The organism is Pseudomonas sp. PDM19 (assembly GCF_014852215.1).
Lineage (GTDB): Bacteria > Pseudomonadota > Gammaproteobacteria > Pseudomonadales > Pseudomonadaceae > Pseudomonas.
The window spans coordinates 160,668-182,319 of record NZ_JACVBG010000001.1 but is presented as its reverse complement, the minus strand read 5'-3'; the positions used below and the strand labels follow the sequence as shown (position 1 = coordinate 182,319).

At 61.3% G+C, this 21,652-nt stretch carries 13 protein-coding genes and 3 tRNA genes; 3 read left to right on the top strand and 13 right to left on the bottom strand.

The genetic code is table 11. The features are described from left to right. Positions 1–65 precede the first annotated feature (65 nt). The 11 genes from IB273_RS00835 to IB273_RS00785 form a co-directional block, all read right to left on the bottom strand. Positions 66–6,320, bottom strand: a complete 6,255-nt coding sequence (locus IB273_RS00835) for an Ig-like domain-containing protein (protein ID WP_192222962.1) — start codon at positions 6,318–6,320, stop codon at positions 66–68. A gap of 180 nt (positions 6,321–6,500) precedes the next feature. Beyond that, positions 6,501–6,770, bottom strand: coding sequence for a hypothetical protein (locus tag IB273_RS00830; protein ID WP_192222961.1), 270 nt, complete (start codon positions 6,768–6,770; stop codon positions 6,501–6,503). A gap of 314 nt (positions 6,771–7,084) precedes the next feature. After that, positions 7,085–8,974 carry a SurA N-terminal domain-containing protein gene (locus IB273_RS00825; protein WP_192222960.1) on the bottom strand — a complete coding sequence of 630 codons (1,890 nt, stop codon included), beginning with the start codon at positions 8,972–8,974 and terminating at the stop codon, positions 7,085–7,087. A 227-nt stretch (positions 8,975–9,201) separates the two neighbouring features. Continuing rightward, the gene (gene hupB, locus IB273_RS00820; RefSeq protein ID WP_003087931.1) at positions 9,202–9,474 is read right to left on the bottom strand and encodes a nucleoid-associated protein HU-beta; all 273 of its coding nucleotides are present in this window, start codon (positions 9,472–9,474) and stop codon (positions 9,202–9,204) included. 136 nt (positions 9,475–9,610) lie between these two features. After that, a complete protein-coding gene (gene lon, locus IB273_RS00815) occupies positions 9,611–12,007 on the bottom strand; it encodes an endopeptidase La (RefSeq protein WP_192222959.1) in 2,397 nt (798 codons plus the stop codon). 133 nt (positions 12,008–12,140) lie between these two features. Then, positions 12,141–13,421, bottom strand: a complete 1,281-nt coding sequence (clpX, locus tag IB273_RS00810) for an ATP-dependent Clp protease ATP-binding subunit ClpX (protein WP_017519553.1) — start codon at positions 13,419–13,421, stop codon at positions 12,141–12,143. Positions 13,422–13,528: 107 nt separating this feature from the next. Then, positions 13,529–14,167: an ATP-dependent Clp endopeptidase proteolytic subunit ClpP gene (clpP, locus tag IB273_RS00805; protein WP_081516473.1), complete on the bottom strand. Its 639-nt coding sequence runs from the start codon at positions 14,165–14,167 to the stop codon at positions 13,529–13,531. A 96-nt stretch (positions 14,168–14,263) separates the two neighbouring features. Further along, positions 14,264–15,574, bottom strand: coding sequence for a trigger factor (tig, locus tag IB273_RS00800; protein ID WP_054907730.1), 1,311 nt, complete (start codon positions 15,572–15,574; stop codon positions 14,264–14,266). 142 nt (positions 15,575–15,716) lie between these two features. After that, positions 15,717–15,801: transfer RNA gene (locus IB273_RS00795), tRNA-Leu, on the bottom strand. Positions 15,802–15,853: 52 nt separating this feature from the next. After that, a tRNA-His gene (locus IB273_RS00790) sits at positions 15,854–15,929 on the bottom strand. Between the two features lie 31 nt (positions 15,930–15,960). Continuing rightward, positions 15,961–16,037: transfer RNA gene (locus tag IB273_RS00785), tRNA-Arg, on the bottom strand. A 262-nt stretch (positions 16,038–16,299) separates the two neighbouring features. Here IB273_RS00785 and folD point away from each other — a divergent pair. Continuing rightward, positions 16,300–17,154 (top strand): bifunctional methylenetetrahydrofolate dehydrogenase/methenyltetrahydrofolate cyclohydrolase FolD, encoded by an 855-nt coding sequence (gene folD, locus IB273_RS00780; RefSeq protein WP_192222958.1) that lies wholly within the window; start codon positions 16,300–16,302, stop codon positions 17,152–17,154. Positions 17,155–17,217: 63 nt separating this feature from the next. Here folD and cysS read toward each other — a convergent pair whose 3' ends face one another. Continuing rightward, entirely contained in the window at positions 17,218–18,606 is a 1,389-nt protein-coding gene (gene cysS / locus IB273_RS00775; protein WP_192222957.1) for a cysteine--tRNA ligase, read from the bottom strand. A gap of 3 nt (positions 18,607–18,609) precedes the next feature. Continuing rightward, complete coding sequence (locus tag IB273_RS00770; RefSeq protein WP_192223784.1) at positions 18,610–20,292, bottom strand: glutamine--tRNA ligase/YqeY domain fusion protein; 1,683 nt, start codon at positions 20,290–20,292, stop codon at positions 18,610–18,612. Positions 20,293–20,413: 121 nt separating this feature from the next. On the opposite strand from IB273_RS00770, the gene IB273_RS00765 reads away from it, so the two are divergent. Together IB273_RS00765 and lpxH are read left to right on the top strand one after the other, a co-directional pair. Then, positions 20,414–20,920, top strand: coding sequence for a peptidylprolyl isomerase (locus tag IB273_RS00765; protein ID WP_081516469.1), 507 nt, complete (start codon positions 20,414–20,416; stop codon positions 20,918–20,920). Between the two features lie 4 nt (positions 20,921–20,924). Continuing rightward, on the top strand, positions 20,925–21,647 hold the full coding sequence (gene lpxH, locus IB273_RS00760) for a UDP-2,3-diacylglucosamine diphosphatase (RefSeq protein ID WP_192222956.1): 723 nt from the start codon (positions 20,925–20,927) through the stop codon (positions 21,645–21,647). Positions 21,648–21,652: the final 5 nt, after the last annotated feature.

The following is a 21,652-nucleotide window of genomic DNA, read 5'->3' as shown; positions in this document are numbered from 1 at the left end:
GGATGGATATTCCACCCGGAGCGTTCTGCAATCTCGGGCAAAAAAGGATTAATGCCCGATTCGGCTCACACCAGGTTGACCTTCACCGCCTGTTGCACCAGCAACTCGGCGTCCAGGCCGGAGTGCTGATAGACGTTGTACGTCGTGCCACCAACGTTGATCGATCCGTTGTTGGCCCAGTCGCCGTAGTCCGGCCCCTTGGCGCCCAGCAGGTCATCGAGGTTCACCACGCTCTTGGCGTTGCCCTTCACCATCATCTGCACCGTGTGCTTGTCGGTGCTGTGGAACAGGTCGGTCTGACCGTTCTCCAGCACGTCCTGCACGGACAGCTTCAGCGTGTTGCCATAAGAGGCGTTGGTGCTGGTGAGATCGATGATTTCCATGCTGCTGACCTTGCCCTTGGAGGTGGCCAGGGTCAGGTCCAGCACCTGGTTGTAGTTCTCCACCTTCAGGGTATCGACGCCGTCGCCACCATGGATGCCAGTGTTGCCGGTGTAGGCCAGGTAGCTGCTGGCAGCGTACTTGAGCAGAGCCACGTCGTCGCCAGCGGTGCCGTAGTAGCTGTCCGTCGCGTGGTCGATGGTCTGCGCACGGGTATCACTCACATGCAGGGCTTCGGTGAAGCTGAAGCTGCTCAGCGTCACGCTGTCGCTGCCGGCCACGACCTTGAAGCTGCCCACTTCCACACCCGCCGTCGCCGTGTAGGTGTAGTACTTGTAGTAATACGGAGTGGTCAGCGTCTCGTGGGCAAGCTCCTTGCCATCCACGCCGTAGACATAGACCGTGGCGCCCGTCTTGGCCAGCGCAGCGCCCGACAGGTACATCGCGAACTTGGTCGCCGGCTGGCTCAGAGTGACGGTGGCATTGGCGTTGCTCGCGTCGCCAAGCGTCAGGCCCGCCATCTGCTTATTGGCTACCGCCACAGTCTTGGCCATGCTGGTGCCGCTGGTGCTCACCGAGAAGTCGGTGCCGGTATAGACGTTGCTCGACACCGCTCCGGCCGTGAAGGTCGTATCGCTGATCGCCTTGGTGGCAAAGCCGCCGCCCACGATCGCGTAGGGCTGCGAACTGGCCCCAGCCACGCCGTTGGAAACGATAGACGCGCTCACGTTGAAGTTGTAAGCGACGCCCTGTTCGCTGTACGCCACGGCGGAAGGCACCTTGACGGTGACCTGGCCGGCGGTGATGTTCGCCGCGGTCAGTGCCTGGTCATACAGCCCCACGCCCCACTGCACGTGAACGATATCGCCTGCCTTAGCGCCGGTGTCGGCCAGGGACACCACCATGTCGACACCGCTGTAGGCCTCGCTCGCAGTCAGCAACCCGTCATCTGCCTTGGGGATGCTGAGGATCGTCGGGGCCTTGGCGATATCCGCCAGGGCCACCTTCTGGTTGGCCAGGTTGGCGCTCAGACCAGTGCCATCGCTGACTCGCAACTGAACGCTCCAGTCGGAGGTATGCGCGATCTTGTCGACGAAGGCCCACTCCGAGCCCGAGATAGCCGTAACCTTGCTCCAGCTGGCGCCATTGTCCGAGGAGGCCTCGAGATAGCTGCCGCTGGCCAGGGCGCCGGAAAGCTTGCCCGTTACCAGTCGACCGGCCGAGCCGTCCTCGGTGATGAAGTCGTTCAGGACGCCGGTGTCCTTGGCCATGGCATCGATGCTGCCGGCACCACCGCCTTCGGCACTGATTGTGATGCTGGTGGTCACGCCCTGCTTGATGAAGATTTCCGCATCCAGCGCGTTGTAGCTGTAGACCTGATAGACCACGCCGCCAATGGTGGCGGTGCCGCTGTTCTGCCAGCCGCCGATGCCCGCGCCATGCCCTTCCAGGCCGTACAGCTCGACGATGTCGCCGGCATTGCCGTCAACCATCACCTGCACCTTGCCGTCTTTACGGAACATGTCCGTTTCGCCCAGGTGCAGCACTTCGTTGAGGGAAATCTTCAACGTGTTGTTGCCGGTGCCGGTGATGTCGAACTTCTCGATGCTACTGATCTTGCCTTCGCCGCTCTCACCGGTCAGACCGCGCAGATCCAGGACCTGATCTTTGCCGGTGAGCTTCAGCGTATCCATGTGGTTGCCACCATGGACATGCGCCGAGCTCTGCTTGAAGTAGGCCGTCGGATCGATCGACATGGAGATGACATCGCTCGCCGACGAGCTGATGCTGTCGGAGAAGTAGGACTCCCACGGATGGTCGATTAGCTTCTGGTTCGGCGCCTGCCAGGGTGCCGTAACGGTGACTTCAACCGGGACCAAGTACGGTACCTGCACCTGCACGGTCGTTGTGACCTGTTGCGTTGTCGTGAAGTTATCGATCGGCAGGCCAAACATGTCGCTGTACACCATCACCTTGCCGATGGTGGTGCCCGAGGGCGCGCTATAGCTGAAGTTATTCACCAGCCCATAAGGCCCGTGGTTGTTATAGCTGTAGATCAGTCTGTAACTACTGTCGAAGACCTGAACCAGCGAGCCATTGCTCCCGATGTTTTCGGTGCCCCAGTAATCGTAAGAGAAGGACGTCACCGGATTATCGAAGGTGAAGATTGCCGCACTCTTGCCGCTGGCATTCGGGTCTGTGATGCCGCCGATATACAGACCACCGCCATGCCCCTTGCCGCCGGGGAGTATGACTTTCACGATGCCGAAGGAATTGACGGTGAAGTGGCCCGTTCTGCTGTAGAAACTTCCGCTATAGCCAACCTCGCTGTCAAAGTTGTCGAGGTACGTGACGCTCTTGGTTTGCGTCTGCGTCTCGGTCCTGTAACGAGTCTCGTAATGGATCTCGGTACGGGTCTGGTTGAGCGCGAAGACGGAGCTGGGGTTACTGATCTGCCCCTCGTCGGTCACGATCTGCGCCGTCACCCCGAAGCTGTAGGAAACGCCCTGGGACAACGTCTGAACGGCCGGCACGTTGGCCGTGACGCTGCCCTTGGCGATATCGGCCGCAGTCAGCACCTGGTCGTAGGTAGTGTTGCCCCAGATGATATGCACCGTGTCGCCGGCCCTGGCGCCGGTATTGGCCAGCGAGACGTTCACGTCGCTGCCATCGGCGGCCTTGGCCAGCGTGTACCCACCAATGCTGTCCGGGATACCGGTGATGGTCGGGGACGCGACCTGCGGAGCCAGGTAGGTCACATCCTGCGAGGCGAAAGCTAACTCCAATGGTGGCGAGATATTGGCGAAGACACGAGCCTGGATGGTCCAGTTGGCGCTATGGGCCTTGGTATCCACGGCGACCCAGTTCTGACCACTGACGACGGCATTCGTCCAGGTGGCGCCTTTGTCGAAGGACACCTGAACTGTCTCGTATTCGAGCAACTCCTTGCTCAGAGAGCCGTAGACCCCCCGCCCCGCTGTACCATCGGCAGTGATGAAGTCGACGGAGTGCGCCAGGTCGGTCGAAGAGTCCTTGCTCATGCTGTCGATGGTAATCACCAGCTCGGGCTCTTCCACGGTGTACCCATGCGGCGAGGCGGTAATGGTCCCCGCATTACCCGCCGCGTCGTGTGCCACCAGCGTGGCCACGATCGATTGGCTGCCATCAGCCACCAGCTTGCTGCCGGGCACGCTCGTGCTCCAGCTGCCATCCGCCGCGACCTTGGCGTTGTACTGAGTGCCATCGACCGTGACGGACACCAGATCACCGGCGGTGAAGTCACCAGATACCTTACCGCTGATGGCCACGTTCGCCTTGGCCTCACCGACACTGATGAAGTCGTCACCAGTGATGGCATCGATACTCAGGAAGGTCGAGTTCGCGTTAGGCCCGGTGTAGTCAGTGATGACGTTGAACGGGTCGGACTTGACGCTGGTATTGCCCATCGCGTTGGTCGCCTCAACGGTAAAGGCGTGCGAGCCTTCGCTGAGGTTCGTCACCGGGGTGAAGCTCCACTTGCCATTCTTGTCGGCGGTCGTGGCGCCCAGCTTGCTGCCATTATCGTAGAGGGTCACGGTGGAACCAGCTTCTGCCTTGCCCGACAGGACCGGCGCCGCGTCGTCGGTGGCGCCGCCCTTGGCGACTGAGCCCTGGATACTGCCCTGGCCGTCATAGACCTGCTCGATGCTCGGCTTGGCCGGTGTATCGAGGTTCACCTCGTAGGCGTGGACTTCGGTCACGGTGTTGACCTTGCCCGCTTCGCCATGCGCGATGACAGTGGCGGTGATCGCATGCAGATCATTGGCCACCAGATCGCCTCCCGCCACGCTGACGCTCCACTTTCCATCAGCACCAACGGTGGCACTGTAGTCGTGGCCATTCAGCGTGAAGGTAACCTGGTCGCCCTCCTGGAAGACGCCACGAACCTTGCCGCTGACAGTCTGCTCGGTCTTCGACTCGGGCAGGTTGACGATGTCATCCCCGGCGACCGGCGCGATAGTGAGTTCGGTGGCGCCCGGCTCGACAGCCGAGATATTGATCGTATAGGGCTCTGACAAGTCGCTGAGCTTACCGGTCGGGCCTTCCGCACGGAGCGTGATCGAGTGCTCGCCATTGGAGAAAGCCATCGCGGCTGGCACCTTGAACGACCAGGAGCCATCGTCGCCAGCCACAACGCTACCCAGCTGGGTTGCGCCGCTGAAGACATGGATGATGACGTCCTTCTCGGCGCCCACGCCTGAAATCAGCGGATGCGCGGTGTCCTGGTCGATGACGGTAGCGAGACCAGGTACTTCGGGAGCCAGAACGTCGACAAGCACTTGAAGAGTCTTGGAGGAGCTCGGATTGCCGGCAGCGTCCCTGGCGATCAGGATGATGTCATTGTTGCCTGCGGACATGGCCTGGACCGGGGTAACCGTCCAATCGCCATTCTTGTCCGCCGTGACATTGATCGTTTCGCCTGTCGGGAAAGTCACGGTGACCACCGCGCCCGGCTCGGTCTTGCCTTCGATGGTCGGCTTGTTTACGCCGGCAGCGGCCGGATCAATCCAGGCATCCGGTGCAGCAGGTGCAACGAGATCCACACTGTAGGCATGATCCTGGGTGATGGTACCGGCGGCGCCAGCCTTGCTGTGCGCCACAATGGAAGCGTGGATGCTGGTGCCGGCGGCGAGTTCGCCTCCGGGCACAGACACGCTCCATTCACCCTTGGCGTTCACTGTCGTGCTGTAGAGGGTGCCATGCAGATCGACCTTGACCACATCACCGGCCTGGAAAATACCCACGACCTTGCCACTGACGGTCTGCGCGGCCTTTGAATCGGCCAGGTTCACGACGTTGTCGCTCGTCACTGGGTCAACGATGAGTTGAGTATCCCGCGCAGTGACGGTTCCCAGCATCGTTTCAGCAATTTTCTGCGCCGAGGGCTCCTCGATGGTCGCGCTGGTGGTGATCTGCGACAGATAGTAGTCACCGATACCGGCACCAATGCGGAATGTCGTCACCGGAATTGGCTCATGGGTCGCCGATGGCTTATCCATGAAGGCATGCCAGGCCTTGAGCGTCGCGGCAGAGGGCACATGGGTCGTATAAGGAGCGGCGCTACCGTTGGAGATGAAGAACACTTGCTTGTTCTCCACCATGCCGGCCGACGCTTCCTTCTGCAGATTGGCCAGAGCCATCTTCAGACTGGCTTCGTAGTTCGAATTCCCCGACGCCATGAAGCCGTTGATCACATTGAGCAGCTTGTTGTAATCCGGATCCGCGGGGCTACTGAACTTGAAGGAGCCAAGATCTTTCGCGGTGTCTTTCATTTCGATCAGATTGAAGGTCACCGCGGAGCCGGACCTCAACGAGACGCTCACCATCTCCATCAGCGCCATTTTGACCGAGTTCAGGCCGATGAAGCCCATGCTTCCAGAGGCATCGACCACGACGGTATAGCTTTGCGGAGCGCCAACCGCTGATAACGTACTCGCCTGATCAGCTTGTGCACCCAGGGTCGCCCCGAGAACGAAAGACTTGGGGGACGCACTGGTGCTGGTGGTCTGGGAAATCTCACTGCTCAGCAGGCTCGGACTCGAACCGACGGCAAGGCCCGACTTGCCCGGCGACTCCTGTGCGGCACCGAGGCTGCTGCCCTGGGGGGCAACGACAACACCCGGCTGCACCATGGGGGTGGTTATTCCGGCGTCCTTAGCGGTGATCTGAGCGTCACTCGCCAAATGGTCTTGCGCCATGGCCGCGACAGGAGCGCTGGTCGATCCTTGCTCCTGCAGAACAGCTGACTGCTGTGGCGGTACTGACGAGGAGGACTGGACGATAGCCTCTCCACCATTGGTGTCCGGCGAACCGGACCGCAGCAGCTCGGATTGGGCAGTGATCAATTCCGTCTGGGCAACGGCCAATTGGCGCGGTGTAAGGGAGTTGGGTTCAGTCATGGTGCTCTCCTGGAAACCTCACCGACAACGGCGAGGAAAAGTGAAGTAGCGAAAGCATTGCCAGGGCGCGAAGTACCCCGTCGGCGCATCGCTGTCATCGGAATCGAAAAGATGTCGTCTGCGGTTGAGTTCGCCGTGCTCAGCGGCATTGAGGCGGGGTCAGGGCCTGCCTCATCGCGACTATCTATTCGGCGTGACTCGAAAACAGGCTCTGGAGCAACCCGGGAGCGACTGTCGGGCGACAGCGTTGTGATGCAGGGTTGGCGGCAGCTGCACCACGTCTTCGGCATCACCCGGGGCGGTGACGAACTCGGGCAAGACGTTGCTGCCTTCCTGGTTGCTGCCTTCCTGGTTTTGGCCCTTCGCTTCACCCGACGCTGTGTCGTCGACCTTGGGCGGTGCTTTCAGGCCTGCGTGGGGAGAAAAGAGAGTCAGAGCTACCTTTTCCATGGGCATCTGTTTCCTTCCTTATGAAATCTGTCACCTCCAAATCTTAAAATTCACCCCACTGGCGTAGCTGTCAGACGAAGCTTTTCAGCGGCGTGGACGCTTCCTGCACCGACGTACTAAAACACCCCCGCCCTTCCGAAGAAGAATCCCTGAATTCCGCCCCCGGGTAGAAAGGCAGGTACACAAGGCCGCCGAGAAGCGGGATCGCACCCCGCGAGCAAAAACACAGGACCAAAAAAAACGCCGTTTCCCTCACGGGAAACGGCGTTTTTTGAGAAGACGGAGTCAGGGCCGTCGTCGACAGCCCATACCGATCACTTCTTGGCGTCGTCGAATTTCTCGATCTTCGCCTGATCCTGCAGGTAGCGACGGAACGCGGAGAAATCGTCCTGGCCGCTACGCGAAGCGAGGAAGCGCTGGTACATCGCTTTCTCCTGCTCGGTCGGCTTGGCATCCGGCTCACTTACACCGCTGAGCTTGACCAGCACGAAGTCGCCGTTCTGCAGCGCGACACCGCCCAGGCTGGGCTTGCCGGCGCCTTCCGGACGAGCCATGCGGAACACACTCTGCAGCACGACCGGATCGACGCCTTCCTGACCGCGGGCAGCGGCTTCCACGACTTTCCAGTCCTGGCCTTCCTGGGCCTGGGTCAACGGGATCTTGCCGTCGCGCAGACCAGCAAGCAGCGCTTCACCACGAGCCTTGGCATCGGTGGCAGCGTGCTCGACCTGCAGGCGCTTGAGGATATCGGCACTCACCTGTTCCAGGGTTTCCTGCTCAGGTTTGTGGTGCTCTTTCACGCGCAGCACGACCACGGTGTCGGGGTCCAGCTCGATGGCGCCGCTGTTGGCACCCTCTTCCAGCACTTCGGGACTGAAAGCGGTCTGAATGACCTGGCGGTTGGCGGTCACGCCCTCACCACCTTCCTTGCCGAACGGCTTGCTGGTCTGCACCTTCAGGCCCATGTCCTGAGCCGGCTGGCCCAGATCGGAGGCTTCGTAGGCAGAGCTTTCCAGTTGCTTGGTCACATCGACGAAGCGCTGTTCGACCAGTTGGGTCTTGGCTTCGTGCTCCAGCTTGGCCTTCAGGCTGTCGAAGGTCGGAACCTCCGGCGCTTCAACGCCCAGCAGCTTGATCAGGTGCCAGCCGTAGGAGGTCTTCACCGGAGCAGAGACTTCGCCCTTCTTCAGCGCATACAGCGACTCTTCGAAGGCCGGGTCATACACGCCACGACCGGCGAAGCCGAGGTCACCACCGTTGGCGGCGGAGCCGGTGTCGTTGGACAGCTCCTTGGCCAGCTTGGCGAAGTCTTCACCCTTGTCCAGGCGTGCCTTGATCTCGTCGATCTTGGCCTTGGCCTGCTGGTCGTTCTGCTTGTCGTTCACCTCAATCAGGATGTGCGCGGCGTCGCGCTGCTCGGCCAGACCGGCGATTTCCTTCTGATAGAGGGCATCGAGGTCTTCTTTCTTCACCTCGACCTGGTCGAAGAAGGCGGACTTCTTCAGCTCGACGTAGTCGATGGTGACCTGTTCGGGTGTCATGAACTCGGTGCTGTGGGCGTCGTAGTACGCCTTGATCTCACTGTCCTCGACCTTGCTCTTGGCCGGGTCGGCCTTCAGGGTCAGGGTGGCGAAGTCGCGGGTCTGCTTCTCCAGGCGGGCGAAGGCATTCAGCTCGTCGTCGGTGACGAAGCCAGTACCGGCGATACCGGCGCGTAGCTGACCAATGAGCATTTCCTCGCCGAACATGCGACGGAACTGCATGCGGTCATAGCCCATCTGGCGGATGACCTGGTCGAAGCGCTCGGCGCTGAACTTGCCGTCCACCTGGAATTCCGGGGTCGACAGGATCAACTGATCCAGCGCCTGCTGGGAAAAGGCGAACTTGTCGTTCTGGGCGGCCTGCAGGATCAGCTTGCGCTCGATGAGCGACTTCAGCGCGGAGTCCTTGAGCAGCTTGTCGTCAAGCATGGACGAATCGAAGTCCTTGCCCAGACGCTGCATCAACTGGCGACGCTGCATGTCCGCAGCCTGCTGCAGCTCCGGCAGACCAATGTCTTCACCGTTGACCTGAGCAGCGACGTTCTCGTGGTGGGTTGCGCGAATGATCTGATCGAACCCGGTCAAAGCCATGAGGACAACGATCACGCCCAGGATGGTCTTGGTGATCCAGCCTTGGGAATTGTCCCTGATGTTTTGCAGCATGCGGCCCCCGACGCGGCCACGGCTCACCGTCAATGGCGGCGCGGCGTGGAAAAAAGGCGGATATAAGAAAGGCGCATCCGAGGATGCGCCTTCTCGTAACTGGTGGAGCTTGCGGGCATTGAGCCCGTGACCCCTGATGATTCCAACCGACCTACGCCAGCCGGGTCATCGCTCCGTGACCGGCCCAACCGAAGTTGAACCGGTCCAGGTCAAGTCCAAAAAGACGCTTAGTTGACAGCGTCCTTGAGGGCTTTACCGGCCTTGAAGCCCGGGATCTTAGCAGCAGCGATCTTGATCGGCTTGCCGGTTTGCGGGTTGCGACCGGTGCGAGCAGCGCGCTCTTTGACAGCGAAGGTGCCGAAGCCTACCAGTACGACGGAGTCACCAGCCTTCAGGGCGCCAGTTACGGACTCGATCACCGCGTCCAGAGCGCGACCGGCAACAGCTTTCGGGATATCAGCAGATGCGGCGATAGCATCGATCAGTTCCGACTTGTTCACTCTAAGTCCCCTTATTTCTGTTGAGTATGTTTCTATGTGTTAGGTGTAAGCAAAAGCAGGTGCTGGTTTGCCAACTGACAAAGCAAGTGCCGCTTTATAACAAGGGCTCAAAAACAGTGTCAAGAAAGCCCCCCAACTAATGCGTGCTGATTCGCTCCTTGGAATCAGACTCGCGCTTCTCATCCTTTGCAACCATCTCGGGAGCCGCATCGGGCAAGGGCTCCGGGGCGTATTGCAGCGCAATTTGCAGGACCTCGTCAATCCATTTAACCGGTTTAATAACGAGATCGGCCTTAATATTATCCGGAATTTCCCTAAGGTCCCGTACGTTTTCCTCGGGAATGATCACCGTCTTGATTCCACCACGGTGCGCAGCCAGAAGTTTTTCCTTCAGCCCACCGATGGCCAGAACCTGACCGCGCAGGGTGATCTCGCCGGTCATGGCAACGTCAGCACGGACCGGAATCTGGGTGATCGCTGAAACCAGTGCGGTGCACATGCCGATGCCCGCGCTAGGGCCGTCCTTGGGCGTCGCGCCTTCCGGCACGTGGATGTGGATATCGTGCTTTTCATGGAAGTCCGGGGCGATGCCCAGACTCTTCGAACGACTACGAACCACGGTCAACGCGGCAGTAATGGACTCCGCCATGACGTCGCCCAGCGAGCCGGTCTTGGTCAATGCGCCCTTGCCGGGAACCATGGCCGATTCGATGGTCAGCAATTCGCCGCCCACCTGGGTCCAGGCCAGGCCAGTAACCTGGCCGATCTGGTCCTGCTGCTCGGCCAGGCCGTAGCGGAACTTGCGCACACCCAGGTAGTTCTCCAGCGAATCCGGAGTCACCACGGCTTCGATGCGCTTGGCCTTGCCGCCGTCCTTGACGGCCTTGCGGCAGACCTTGGCGATCTGGCGCTCGAGGCTGCGGACACCGGCCTCGCGGGTGTAATAGCGGATGATGTCACGGGTAGCCGCTTCCTCGAAGACCACCTCGCCCTTCTTGAGACCATTGGCCGCAGTCTGTTTCGGCACAAGATATTTCGAGGCGATGTTGATCTTCTCGTCCTCGGTGTAACCCGGCAGGCGGATGACTTCCATGCGGTCCAGCAAGGCTGCCGGGATGTTCATGGAGTTCGCCGTGCAGAGGAACATCACATCGGAGAGGTCGTAGTCGACTTCGAGGTAGTGGTCGTTGAAGTTGTGGTTCTGCTCCGGATCGAGCACTTCGAGCAGCGCCGACGCGGGGTCGCCGCGCATGTCGCTGCCCATCTTGTCGATCTCGTCGAGCAGGAACAGCGGGTTGCGCACGCCCACCTTGGTCATTTTCTGAATCAGACGACCGGGCATGGAACCGATGTAGGTGCGACGGTGACCGCGAATCTCGGCCTCGTCACGCACGCCCCCCAGGGCCATGCGCACGAACTTGCGGTTGGTCGCGCGGGCGATGGACTCGGCCAGCGAGGTCTTGCCCACGCCGGGCGGGCCGACCAGGCAGAGCACCGGGCCCTTGAGCTTCTTCACGCGCTTCTGGACGGCGAGATACTCGAGGATGCGCTCCTTGACCTCTTCCAGGCCATAGTGGTCCGCGTCGAGGATATCCTCGGCCTTGTCCAGGTCGTGGCGCACCTTGCTTTCGGCCTTCCACGGCACATTCACCAGCCAGTCGATGTAGGAACGCACCACGGTCGCCTCGGCGGACATCGGCGACATCTGCTTGAGCTTGTTCAGCTCGGCAGTGGCCTTGGCCAGGGCCTCCTTGGTCAGGCCGGCGGCGTCGATGCGCTTCTTCAGCTCCTCGACTTCGTTGTGGCCTTCGTCGATGTCACCCAGTTCTTTCTGGATGGCCTTCATCTGCTCGTTGAGGTAGTACTCGCGCTGGCTGCGCTCCATCTGCTTCTTCACGCGACCACGAATGCGCTTCTCGACCTGCAGCAGGTCGATCTCGGCATCCAGCATGGCCAGCACGTGCTCGACGCGGGCGGACAGCTCGGTGATCTCGAGGATCTCCTGCTTCTGTTCGATCTTCAGCGCCATGTGGGCAGCCATGGTGTCTACAAGACGGCCCGGCTCATCGATGCTGTTGAGCGAAGACAGGACTTCGGCCGGGACTTTCTTACCCAGCTGCACGTACTGCTCGAACTGGCTGAGCAGGCTGCGGGTAAAGACTTCGGATTCGCGCTCGCCGACGGTGGCCTCGTCAATGATCGAAACTTCCGCGCGGCAGTAGGCTTCCTCGTCGATGAAGCGCTCTACCTGGCCGCGCTGCTCGCCTTCGACCAGCACCTTGACGGTGCCATCGGGCAGTTTCAGCAGTTGCAGGACGGTGGCTACGGTGCCCATGCGGTACAGGCCTTCAGCGCCCGGATCGTCGTCGGCCGGATTCTTCTGCGCCAGCAACAGGATCTGCTTGTCACTGGTCATGGCGGCCTCGAGGGCCTCGATGGATTTCTCTCGTCCCACGAAAAGCGGGATGACCATGTGCGGATACACCACTACGTCACGCAGGGGGAGCAGGGGCAACTCGACGAGTGTTTTCATGATATTCGGCTCTACAGCGGCACTTGGCCAAAACGATGGGATTGGACCCTTCGGCCTAAGATGGGGTTAGGACTGGGAAAAAACAAGCGCGGTAGATGGGAAGAAAAAAGGGGCCCTAGGGCCCCTTCTGGTTTCAGGCGTCAGGTGCAGCCTTGGCCGGCTGCTCGCTGTTCTCGTAGATCAGCAGCGGCTGGGAGGAGCCCTCGATGACGCTTTCGTCGATCACCACCTTGCTGACATCGTTCTGCGAGGGGATCTCGTACATGGTATCGAGCAGGATGCCTTCGAGGATCGAACGCAGGCCACGGGCGCCGGTCTTGCGCTCCAGCGCGCGACGGGCAACAGCCTTGAGCGCGTCCGGGCGGAACTCGAGGTCCACGCCTTCCATTTCGAAGAGCTTGGCATACTGCTTGGTCAGCGCGTTCTTCGGCTCGGTCAGAATCTGCATCAGCGCAGGCTCGTCCAGCTCGTCGAGGGTCGCGATGATCGGCAGACGGCCGACGAACTCGGGGATCAGGCCGAATTTCACCAGATCTTCCGGCTCGACCTCACGCAGAGCTTCGCCAACCTTCTTGCCCGCTTCCTGGCTGCGAACCTCGGCATTGAAGCCGATGCCGCCCTTGGTGGAACGGTTCTGGATGACCTTTTCCAGGCCAGCGAACGCGCCACCGCAGATGAACAGGATGTTGCGGGTGTCGACCTGCAGGAATTCCTGCTGCGGGTGCTTGCGGCCGCCCTGGGGCGGTACGGAAGCCACGGTGCCTTCGATCAGCTTCAGCAGAGCCTGCTGAACGCCTTCGCCGGACACGTCGCGGGTGATCGACGGGTTGTCGGATTTGCGCGAGATCTTGTCGATTTCGTCGATGTAGACGATGCCCATCTGGGCCTTCTCGACATCGTAATCACACTTCTGCAGCAGCTTCTGGATGATGTTCTCGACGTCCTCGCCCACGTAGCCAGCCTCGGTGAGGGTGGTGGCATCGGCGATGGTGAAGGGAACATTGAGCAGACGCGCCAGGGTCTCGGCGAGCAGGGTCTTGCCCGAGCCGGTCGGCCCGATCAGCAGGATGTTGCTCTTGCCGAGTTCGACGTCGTCCTTGCGCTCACGCTGGTTCAGGCGCTTGTAGTGGTTGTACACCGCTACTGCCAGGGTTTTCTTGGCACGTTCCTGGCCGATCACGTACTGATCGAGGATGGTGCGGATCTCTTTCGGCGCCGGAAGCTTGTGCGCACTGCTCTCCGCCTGTGCTTCCTGCACCTCCTCACGGATGATGTCATTGCACAGGTCGACGCACTCGTCGCAGATAAAGACCGAGGGGCCGGCAATCAACTTGCGCACTTCGTGCTGGCTCTTGCCGCAGAAGGAGCAATACAGCAGCTTGCCGTTGTCCTCGCCGTTGCGGGTGTCAGTCATTCGATCGTTCCAATCGGGGATATACGTGAAGGACAAGATGAAGGCATTCGCAGGCATTTTCAAGCCCGCGAGCGGCCGGATTACCGGCCGCGGTACAGCGGAGAGACTCAGCTGGCGGAAGGACGCTGAGTGAAGACCTGATCGATCAGACCGTACTTGACAGCCTCGTCGCCGCTCATGAAGCGGTCACGGTCGGTATCGCGGGCGATGACGTCCAGCGGCTGGCCGGTGTGGTGTGCCAGCACCTGGTTCAGGCGCTCCTTGATGAAGAGGATTTCCTTGGCGTGGATCTCGATGTCCGAGGCCTGGCCCTGGAAGCCGCCCAGCGGCTGGTGGATCATCATGCGCGAATGCGGCAGGCAGTAGCGTTTGCCTGCGGCGCCGCCGGCCAGCAGCAGGGCACCCATGCTGCACGCCTGGCCCACGCAGATGGTGGACACGTCGGGCTTGATGAACTGCATGGTGTCGTAGATCGACATGCCAGCGGTGACGGAACCACCCGGGGAGTTGATGTAGAGGTGGATGTCCTTGTCCGGATTCTCGGCTTCAAGGAACAGCAACTGGGCAACCACGAGGTTGGCCATGTAGTCCTCGACCTGGCCGACCAGGAAGATGATCCGCTCCTTCAGCAGGCGCGAATAGATGTCGTAGGAACGCTCACCGCGGGCGGACTGCTCCACCACCATCGGCACCAGACCACCAGCGGCCTGAATGTTCGGAACTTGCGGCATATAAGGATTATGCATGTCCGACGATCACTCCCTAATAAAAAGTCATGTCTCTATAGACGCACAAGCCAGCCCGAAGGCTGGCTTGTGACAATCGAACGAAGAAGCGCTGGATCAGGCCGCTTGCGGAGCTTCTGCAGGCTTGACCGCGTCTTCGTAGGATACCTGCTTGTCGGTCACATTGGCCTTCTGCAGGACAGTATCTACAACTTGTTCTTCCAGTACAACCGAACGGACTTCGTTCAGTTGCTGGTCGTTCTTGTAGTACCAGGAAACAACCTGTTCCGGCTCCTGATAGGCGGAAGCCATCTCTTCGATCATTTCGCGAACGCGGGCTTCGTCAGCCTTCAGTTCGTGCTGCTTGACCAGCTCGGCAACGATCAGACCCAGTACGACGCGGCGCTTGGCCTGCTCTTCGAACAGCTCGGCCGGCAGTTGGTCGGGCTTGATGTTGCCACCGAACTGCTGGACAGCCTGGACGCGCAGACGATTGACTTCGTTGCCGATCAGGGCTTTCGGAACTTCGATCGGGTTGGTCTCGACCAGACCTTCCATCACCTGGTTCTTCACCTTGGACTTGATGGCCTGACGCAGTTCACGCTCCATGTTCTTGCGAACTTCGGTGCGGAAGCCTTCCAGGGTGCTTTCCTTCACGCCGAACAGAGCGAAGAACTCTTCGTTCAGCTCCGGCAGCTTCGGCTCGGCGACGCTGTTGACGGTAGCGGTGAACTCGGCGGCTTTGCCGGCCAGGTCCAGGTTCTGGTAGTCCTCGGGGAAGGTCACGTTCAGAACACGCTCTTCACCAGCCTTGGCGCCGACCAGGCCTTCTTCGAAGCCCGGGATCATGCGGCCGGAGCCCAGCACCAGCAGGGTACCCTTGGCGGAACCACCAGCGAAGGCTTCGCCGTCGATCTTGCCAACGAAATCGATGTTCACCTGGTCGTCGTTCTGAGCGGCGCGGTCAACAGCTTCGAAGCGGGTGTTCTGCTTGCGCAGGATTTCCAGCATGTTGTCGAGATCGGCGTCAGCCACGTCGGCCTGCAGGCGCTCGACCTTGATGCCGTCGAAACCGGCAACCTGGAACTCGGGGAAGACTTCGAAGGTAGCGATGTACTCGAGGCCCTTCTCTTTCTCGAACACTTTCGGCTCGACGGAAGGAGCACCGGCCGGGTTCAGCTTCTGCTCGACCACGGCTTCGTAGAAGGTTTCCTGGATCAGGTCACCGAGGGCTTCCTGACGAGCGGCGGCTTCGTAGCGCTGACGGATCACGCTCATCGGCACCTTGCCGGGACGGAAGCCAGGAACCTTGGCGCGACGAGCGGTCTGCTGCAGACGCTTGTTGACTTCGGTCTCGATGCGCTCGGCCGGCACGCCAACGGTCATGCGGCGCTCAAGAGCGGAGGTGCTTTCAACGGAAACTTGCATGGATATTCCTCGTGGCACAGACGTAAGCCGGTCCTTCCGGCTCCCAGAATCAAGGGCAAGCATTCTAGTAGCTAGAAATGCAGAAGTCACCCTGAGCGGAAGCTGCGGAAATTCACGGATGCGAGAGCTTATGGAAAGAAGATGGTGCGGACGGAGAGACTCGAACTCTCACAGCTTGCGCCACCGGAACCTAAATCCGGCGTGTCTACCAATTTCACCACGTCCGCAGGGTACCGCAGAAACGAAAACGCCAGGCTCTGGGCCTGGCGCTTCGGAATATGGGGTGGACGATGGGAATCGAACCCACGACACCAGGAGCCACAATCCTGTGCTCTACCAACTGAGCTACGCCCACCATATTACATTTGCTTGTACCGAACGCCACTTGGCGCACCCGGCAGGACTCGAACCTGCGACCATCCGCTTAGAAGGCGGATGCTCTATCCAGCTGAGCTACGGGCGCTTTAGTGGCGGCAACCCTTGCTAAGCAGACTCAGTGGAAACCACCGAATCGGTTGGCACCGCCTCTTTCGTGTTTCAGGCTGTGCTCGGCAAGCGGGGCGCATGTTATCGATGAGGCCATACCCCGTCAACAACTTTTTTAAAAAAAGTTCAAAGAGATAAAGGAGTTACGCCAAATCAGGGGCTCCCGCCTTTGCCTTATGGAGGCAGCATGCGAAAATGCGCGCCTTCTTTTCACCCGCCTTAATGGTTATCCCCCCGACATGACTGCAAAACTGATCGACGGCAAAGCGATCGCCGCCAGCCTCCGCCAGCAGATTGGCCAACGCGTCAATGAACGCCGCCAGCAAGGACTGCGCATCCCCGGCCTGGCTGTGATCCTGGTCGGTAGCGACCCCGCCTCTCAGGTCTATGTCGCGCACAAGCGCAAGGACTGTGAAGAGGTCGGCTTCCTCTCTCAGGCGTACGACCTCCCCGCCAGCACCACCCAGGAAGAGCTGCTGGCACTGATCGACCGCCTGAACGCCGACCCGGCCATCGACGGCATCCTCGTCCAGCTCCCCCTCCCCGCCCACCTCGACGCCTCCCAGCTGTTGGAACGCATCAGCCCGGACAAGGACGTGGACGGCTTCCACCCCTTCAACATCGGCCGCCTGGCCCAGCGCATCCCACTGCTGCGCCCCTGCACCCCGAAAGGCATCATGACGCTGCTGCAGAGCACCGGCGTCGATCTGTACGGCATGGACGCAGTGGTAGTGGGCGCATCGAACATCGTCGGCCGCCCCATGGCGCTGGAGCTGCTGCTGGGCGGCTGCACCGTCACCGTGACCCACCGCTTCACCCGCGACCTGGCCGAGCACATACGCCGCGCCGACCTGGTGGTCGTGGCCGCCGGCAAGCCGGGCCTGGTCAAGGGTGAGTGGATCAAGGAAGGCGCCATCGTCATCGACGTGGGCATCAACCGCCAGGAAGACGGCAAGCTGGTGGGCGACGTGGAATACGACGTCGCCGCCGAGCGCGCCAGCTGGATCACCCCGGTTCCGGGCGGTGTCGGCCCGATGACCCGCGCCTGCCTGCTGGAAAACACCCTGTACGCCGCCGAACACCTGCACACCTGACAGGTTTTCGACGAGCAAGAAAAAGGCCGCTGATCAGCGGCCTTTTTCATTTCCGGGGAGCTGTTACTCGGCAAGGCGCCAGGTAGTGCCGCCCTTGCCGTCTTCCAGCACTACGCCCAGAGCGGTCAGCTCGTCGCGGATACGGTCGGATTCGGCCCAGTTCTTCGCCGCACGGGCATCCAGACGAGCCTGGATCAGTGCCTCGACCTGCGCCGCGTCGACCTTGCCGGCTGCGCCGGCCTGGAGGAACTCGTCGGCATCCAGTTGCAGAACACCCAGCAGAGCCCCCAGCTCACGCACGCGTGCCGCCAGTGCAGCCGCAGCCGCCGGATCGCTCTCGCGCAGGCGGTTGACCTCACGGACCATCTCGAACAGCACGGCAACCGCTTCCGGCGTACCGAAGTCGTCGTCCATCGCGGCGCCGAAGCGCTCGACGAACTCCTCGCCACCCGCCGCAGCCACCTGCGGCAGACCACGCAGCGCGGTGTAGAAACGCTCCAGCGCGCCCTTGGCTTCCTTCAGGTTGTCTTCGGAGTAGTTGATCGGGCTGCGGTAGTGGCTGGAGACCAGCAGGAAGCGCACGACTTCCGGGTGGTATTTCTCCAGCACCTCGCGGATGGTGAAGAAGTTGCCCAGGGACTTGGACATCTTCTCGCCGTCCACGCGCACCGCTCCGGCGTGCATCCAGCTGGCCGCATAGAGTTTGCCGGTGGCCGCCTCGCTCTGGGCGATCTCGTTCTCGTGGTGCGGGAACACCAGGTCCGGGCCGCCGCCGTGGATGTCGAAGGTCTCGCCCAGGCAGCAGGTGGACATCACCGAGCACTCGATATGCCAACCCGGACGCCCGGCACCCCAGGGCGACTCCCAGCTTGGCTCGCCCGGCTTGGCGCCCTTCCAGAGCACGAAGTCCAGCGGGTCTTCCTTGGATTCGTCGACCTCGATCCGCGCACCGATGCGCAGGTCCTCGATCTTCTTGCGCGACAGCTTGCCGTAGCCGGCGAACTTGCCGACCCGGTAGTAGACGTCGCCATTGCCTGGCGCGTAGGCGTAACCCTTGTCGATCAAGGTCTGAATCATCTCGTGCATGCCGGCGATGTGACCGGTGGCGCGCGGCTCGATGTCCGGACGCAGGACCGACAGGCGCGCCTCGTCTTCATGCATCGCGGCGATCATGCGGGCGGTCAGGTCTTCGAACGATTCACCGTTCTCCTGAGCGCGGCGGATGATCTTGTCGTCGATGTCGGTGATGTTGCGCACATAGGTCAGGTCATAGCCGCGATGGCGCAGCCAGCGGGCAATGACGTCGAACGCCACCATCACGCGGGCATGGCCGATGTGGCAGAAGTCGTACACGGTCATGCCGCACACGTACATGCGCACCTGGTTGCCCACCAGCGGTTTGAAGCTGTCCTTTGTCTTGGACAGCGTGCTGTATATCTGCAAGTCAGCCATCCGTTACTGCCCCCAGGAATCGCGCAGGGTCACGGTACGGTTGAATACCAGGGCGTCAGCCCTGGAATCCTTGGCATCCGCGCAGAAGTAGCCTTCGCGCTCGAACTGGAAGCGATCCTCGGCAGTGGCGCTGGCCAGCGACGGCTCGGCGCGGCAACCCTTGAGCACCACCAGGGAATCCGGATTGATGTTGTCGAGGAAGCTGCCGCCCTCTTCCGACTTCTCCGGATTGGCGGAACGGAACAGGCGGTCGTACAGGCGCACTTCGCACTCGACGCTCTCGGCGGCCGGCACCCAGTGGATCACGCCCTTGACCTTGCGACCTTCCGGGTTCTTGCCCAGGGTGTTCTCGTCGTAGCTGCAGCGCAGCTCGACGATGTTGCCGGCGGCGTCCTTGACGGCTTCGTCGGCGCGGATCACGTAGCTGCCGCGCAGGCGCACTTCGCCACCCGGGATCAGGCGCTTGTAGCCGGCCGGCGGGACTTCCTCGAAGTCGCTGGCGTCGATGTAGATCTCGCGGCTGAACGGCAGCACGCGCACGCCCATGTCCTGTTTTGGATGGCGCGGCAGCTCGAGGTTCTCGACCTGGCCTTCCGGATAGTTGGTGATGACCACCTTCAGCGGCTTGAGCACGCACATGGCGCGGCCGGCGTTGGCATCAAGGTCGTCACGGATGGCGAATTCCAGCATGCCGATGTCCACCACGCCGCCGGCGCGGTTTACGCCGATCATGTCGCAGAAGGTGCGAATCGACGCCGGGGTATAGCCACGGCGGCGGTAGCCGGAGAGAGTCGACATGCGCGGGTCGTCCCAGCCATGCACGTGGTTTTCATCGACCAGTTGCTTGAGCTTGCGCTTGCTGGTGATGGTGTAGTTCAGGTTCAGGCGCGCGAATTCATACTGGCGCGGCTGGGCCGGGACCGGCAGGTTGGCCAGGAACCACTCGTACAGCGGGCGGTGATCCTCGAACTCCAGGGTGCAGATGGAGTGGGTGATGCCCTCGATGGCGTCCGACTGACCGTGGGTGAAGTCGTAGCTGGGGTAGATGCACCACTTGTCGCCGGTCTGGTGGTGATGGGCGTGGCGGATGCGGTAGAGGATCGGGTCGCGCAGGTTGATGTTCGGCGAAGCCATGTCGATCTTCGCACGCAGCGAGCGGGCGCCATCCGGGAACTCGCCGGCTTTCATGCGGGCGAACAGGTCCAGGTTCTCTTCCATAGAACGCTCGCGGAACGGGCTGTTCTTGCCCGGCTCGGTCAGCGAACCACGGTACGCGCGCATTTCCTCGGCGTTCAGGTCGCAGACGAAAGCCTTGCCGGCCTTGATCAGGTCTACCGCCCAGTCATGCAGCTGGTCGAAGTAGTTGGAGGCGTAGCGCACCTGCCCGGCCCAGTCGAAGCCCAGCCATTTCACATCGGCCTCGATGGCATCGATGTACTCCTGGTCTTCCTTCGCCGGGTTGGTGTCGTCGAAGCGCAGGTGGCAGTCACCGCCGAACTCCTTGGCCAGGCCGAAGTTCAGACAGATGGACTTGGCGTGACCGATATGCAGGTAGCCGTTGGGCTCCGGCGGGAAGCGGGTGACGATTTTCTGGTGCTTGCCACTTTCCAGGTCGGCCGCAACGATCGGGCGCAGGAAGTTGGCGGCAACAGTGGCTTCTTTCGTATCGGCGGTAGGCTTGCTCATGGTGTCCTTGATCATGCTGGTGTTCGGCCAGGGTAGGCCAGCCAAACCAAAGCGCTTATCATAGCCGAAGCTGTCAACCCCCTGACAGGCCTTCGATTTTTCCAAAGAGCGGAATTCCCTGATGACTACCACCGTCAAACTGCAGACCAACTTCGGCGACATCACCCTTGAACTCTTCGACGACAAGGCGCCGGAAACCGTGGCCAATTTCAAGGAGTACGTGAAGGCCGGCCATTACGACAACACCGTTTTCCACCGTGTGATCAACAACTTCATGATCCAGGGCGGCGGTTTCGAGCCGGGCATGAAGCAGAAGTCCACCCGCAAGTCGATCAAGAACGAAGCCAACAACGGCGTCGGCAACAAGATCGGCACCGTCGCAATGGCCCGCACCATGGAGCCGCACTCGGCCAGCGCGCAGTTCTTCATCAACGTCGCCGACAACGATTTCCTCAACCACAGCGCGCCGACCGTGCAGGGCTGGGGCTACTGCGTGTTCGGTGAAGTGAAGGACGGCATGGACGTGGTCAACAAGATCAAGACCGTCGCCACCACCATGCGCTCCGGCCACCAGGACGTACCGGCCGACGACGTGATCATCGAGAAAGCAGAAGTCATCGGCGAGTGAGTCGATGAGCGTCCTGTTCATCTCGGACCTGCATCTCGAAGCGGAACGCCCGGACATTACCCGGGCGTTCTTGCATTTTCTCTCCACCCGCGCCCGCATGGCCGAGGCGCTGTACATCCTCGGCGACTTCTTCGAAGCCTGGATCGGCGACGATGGCATGGACGAGTTCCAGCACTCCATCGCCCGCGCCCTGCGAGAGTTGTCCGACAGCGGCACGCGCATCTACCTGATGCACGGCAACCGCGACTTCCTGATCGGCCAGGCCTTCTGCCGCGAAGCAGGCTGCACGCTGCTGCGTGACCCGAGCCTGATCGACCTGGACGGCGAGAAGATCCTGCTGATGCACGGCGACAGCCTGTGCACCCTCGACGCGGCCTATATGAAGCTGCGTCGCTGGCTGCGCAATCCGCTGACCCTGTTCATCCTGCGCAACCTGCCGCTGGCCACCCGCCACAAGCTGGCGCGCAAGCTGCGCAAGGAAAGCCGCGCGCAGACCCGCATGAAAGCCAGCGAGATCGTCGACGTCACCCCGGCGGAAGTGGAGAAGATCATGCGCGACAAGGGCGTGCGCATCCTGATCCACGGCCACACCCACCGCCCCGCCGTCCACGAACTGGAAATCGACGGCCGCCCCGCGCGACGCATCGTCCTCGGCGACTGGGACAGCCAGGGCTGGGCTCTGGAGGCCGACGACCAGGGCCTGCAGCAGGCACCCTTCCCCCTGTGAAGCTC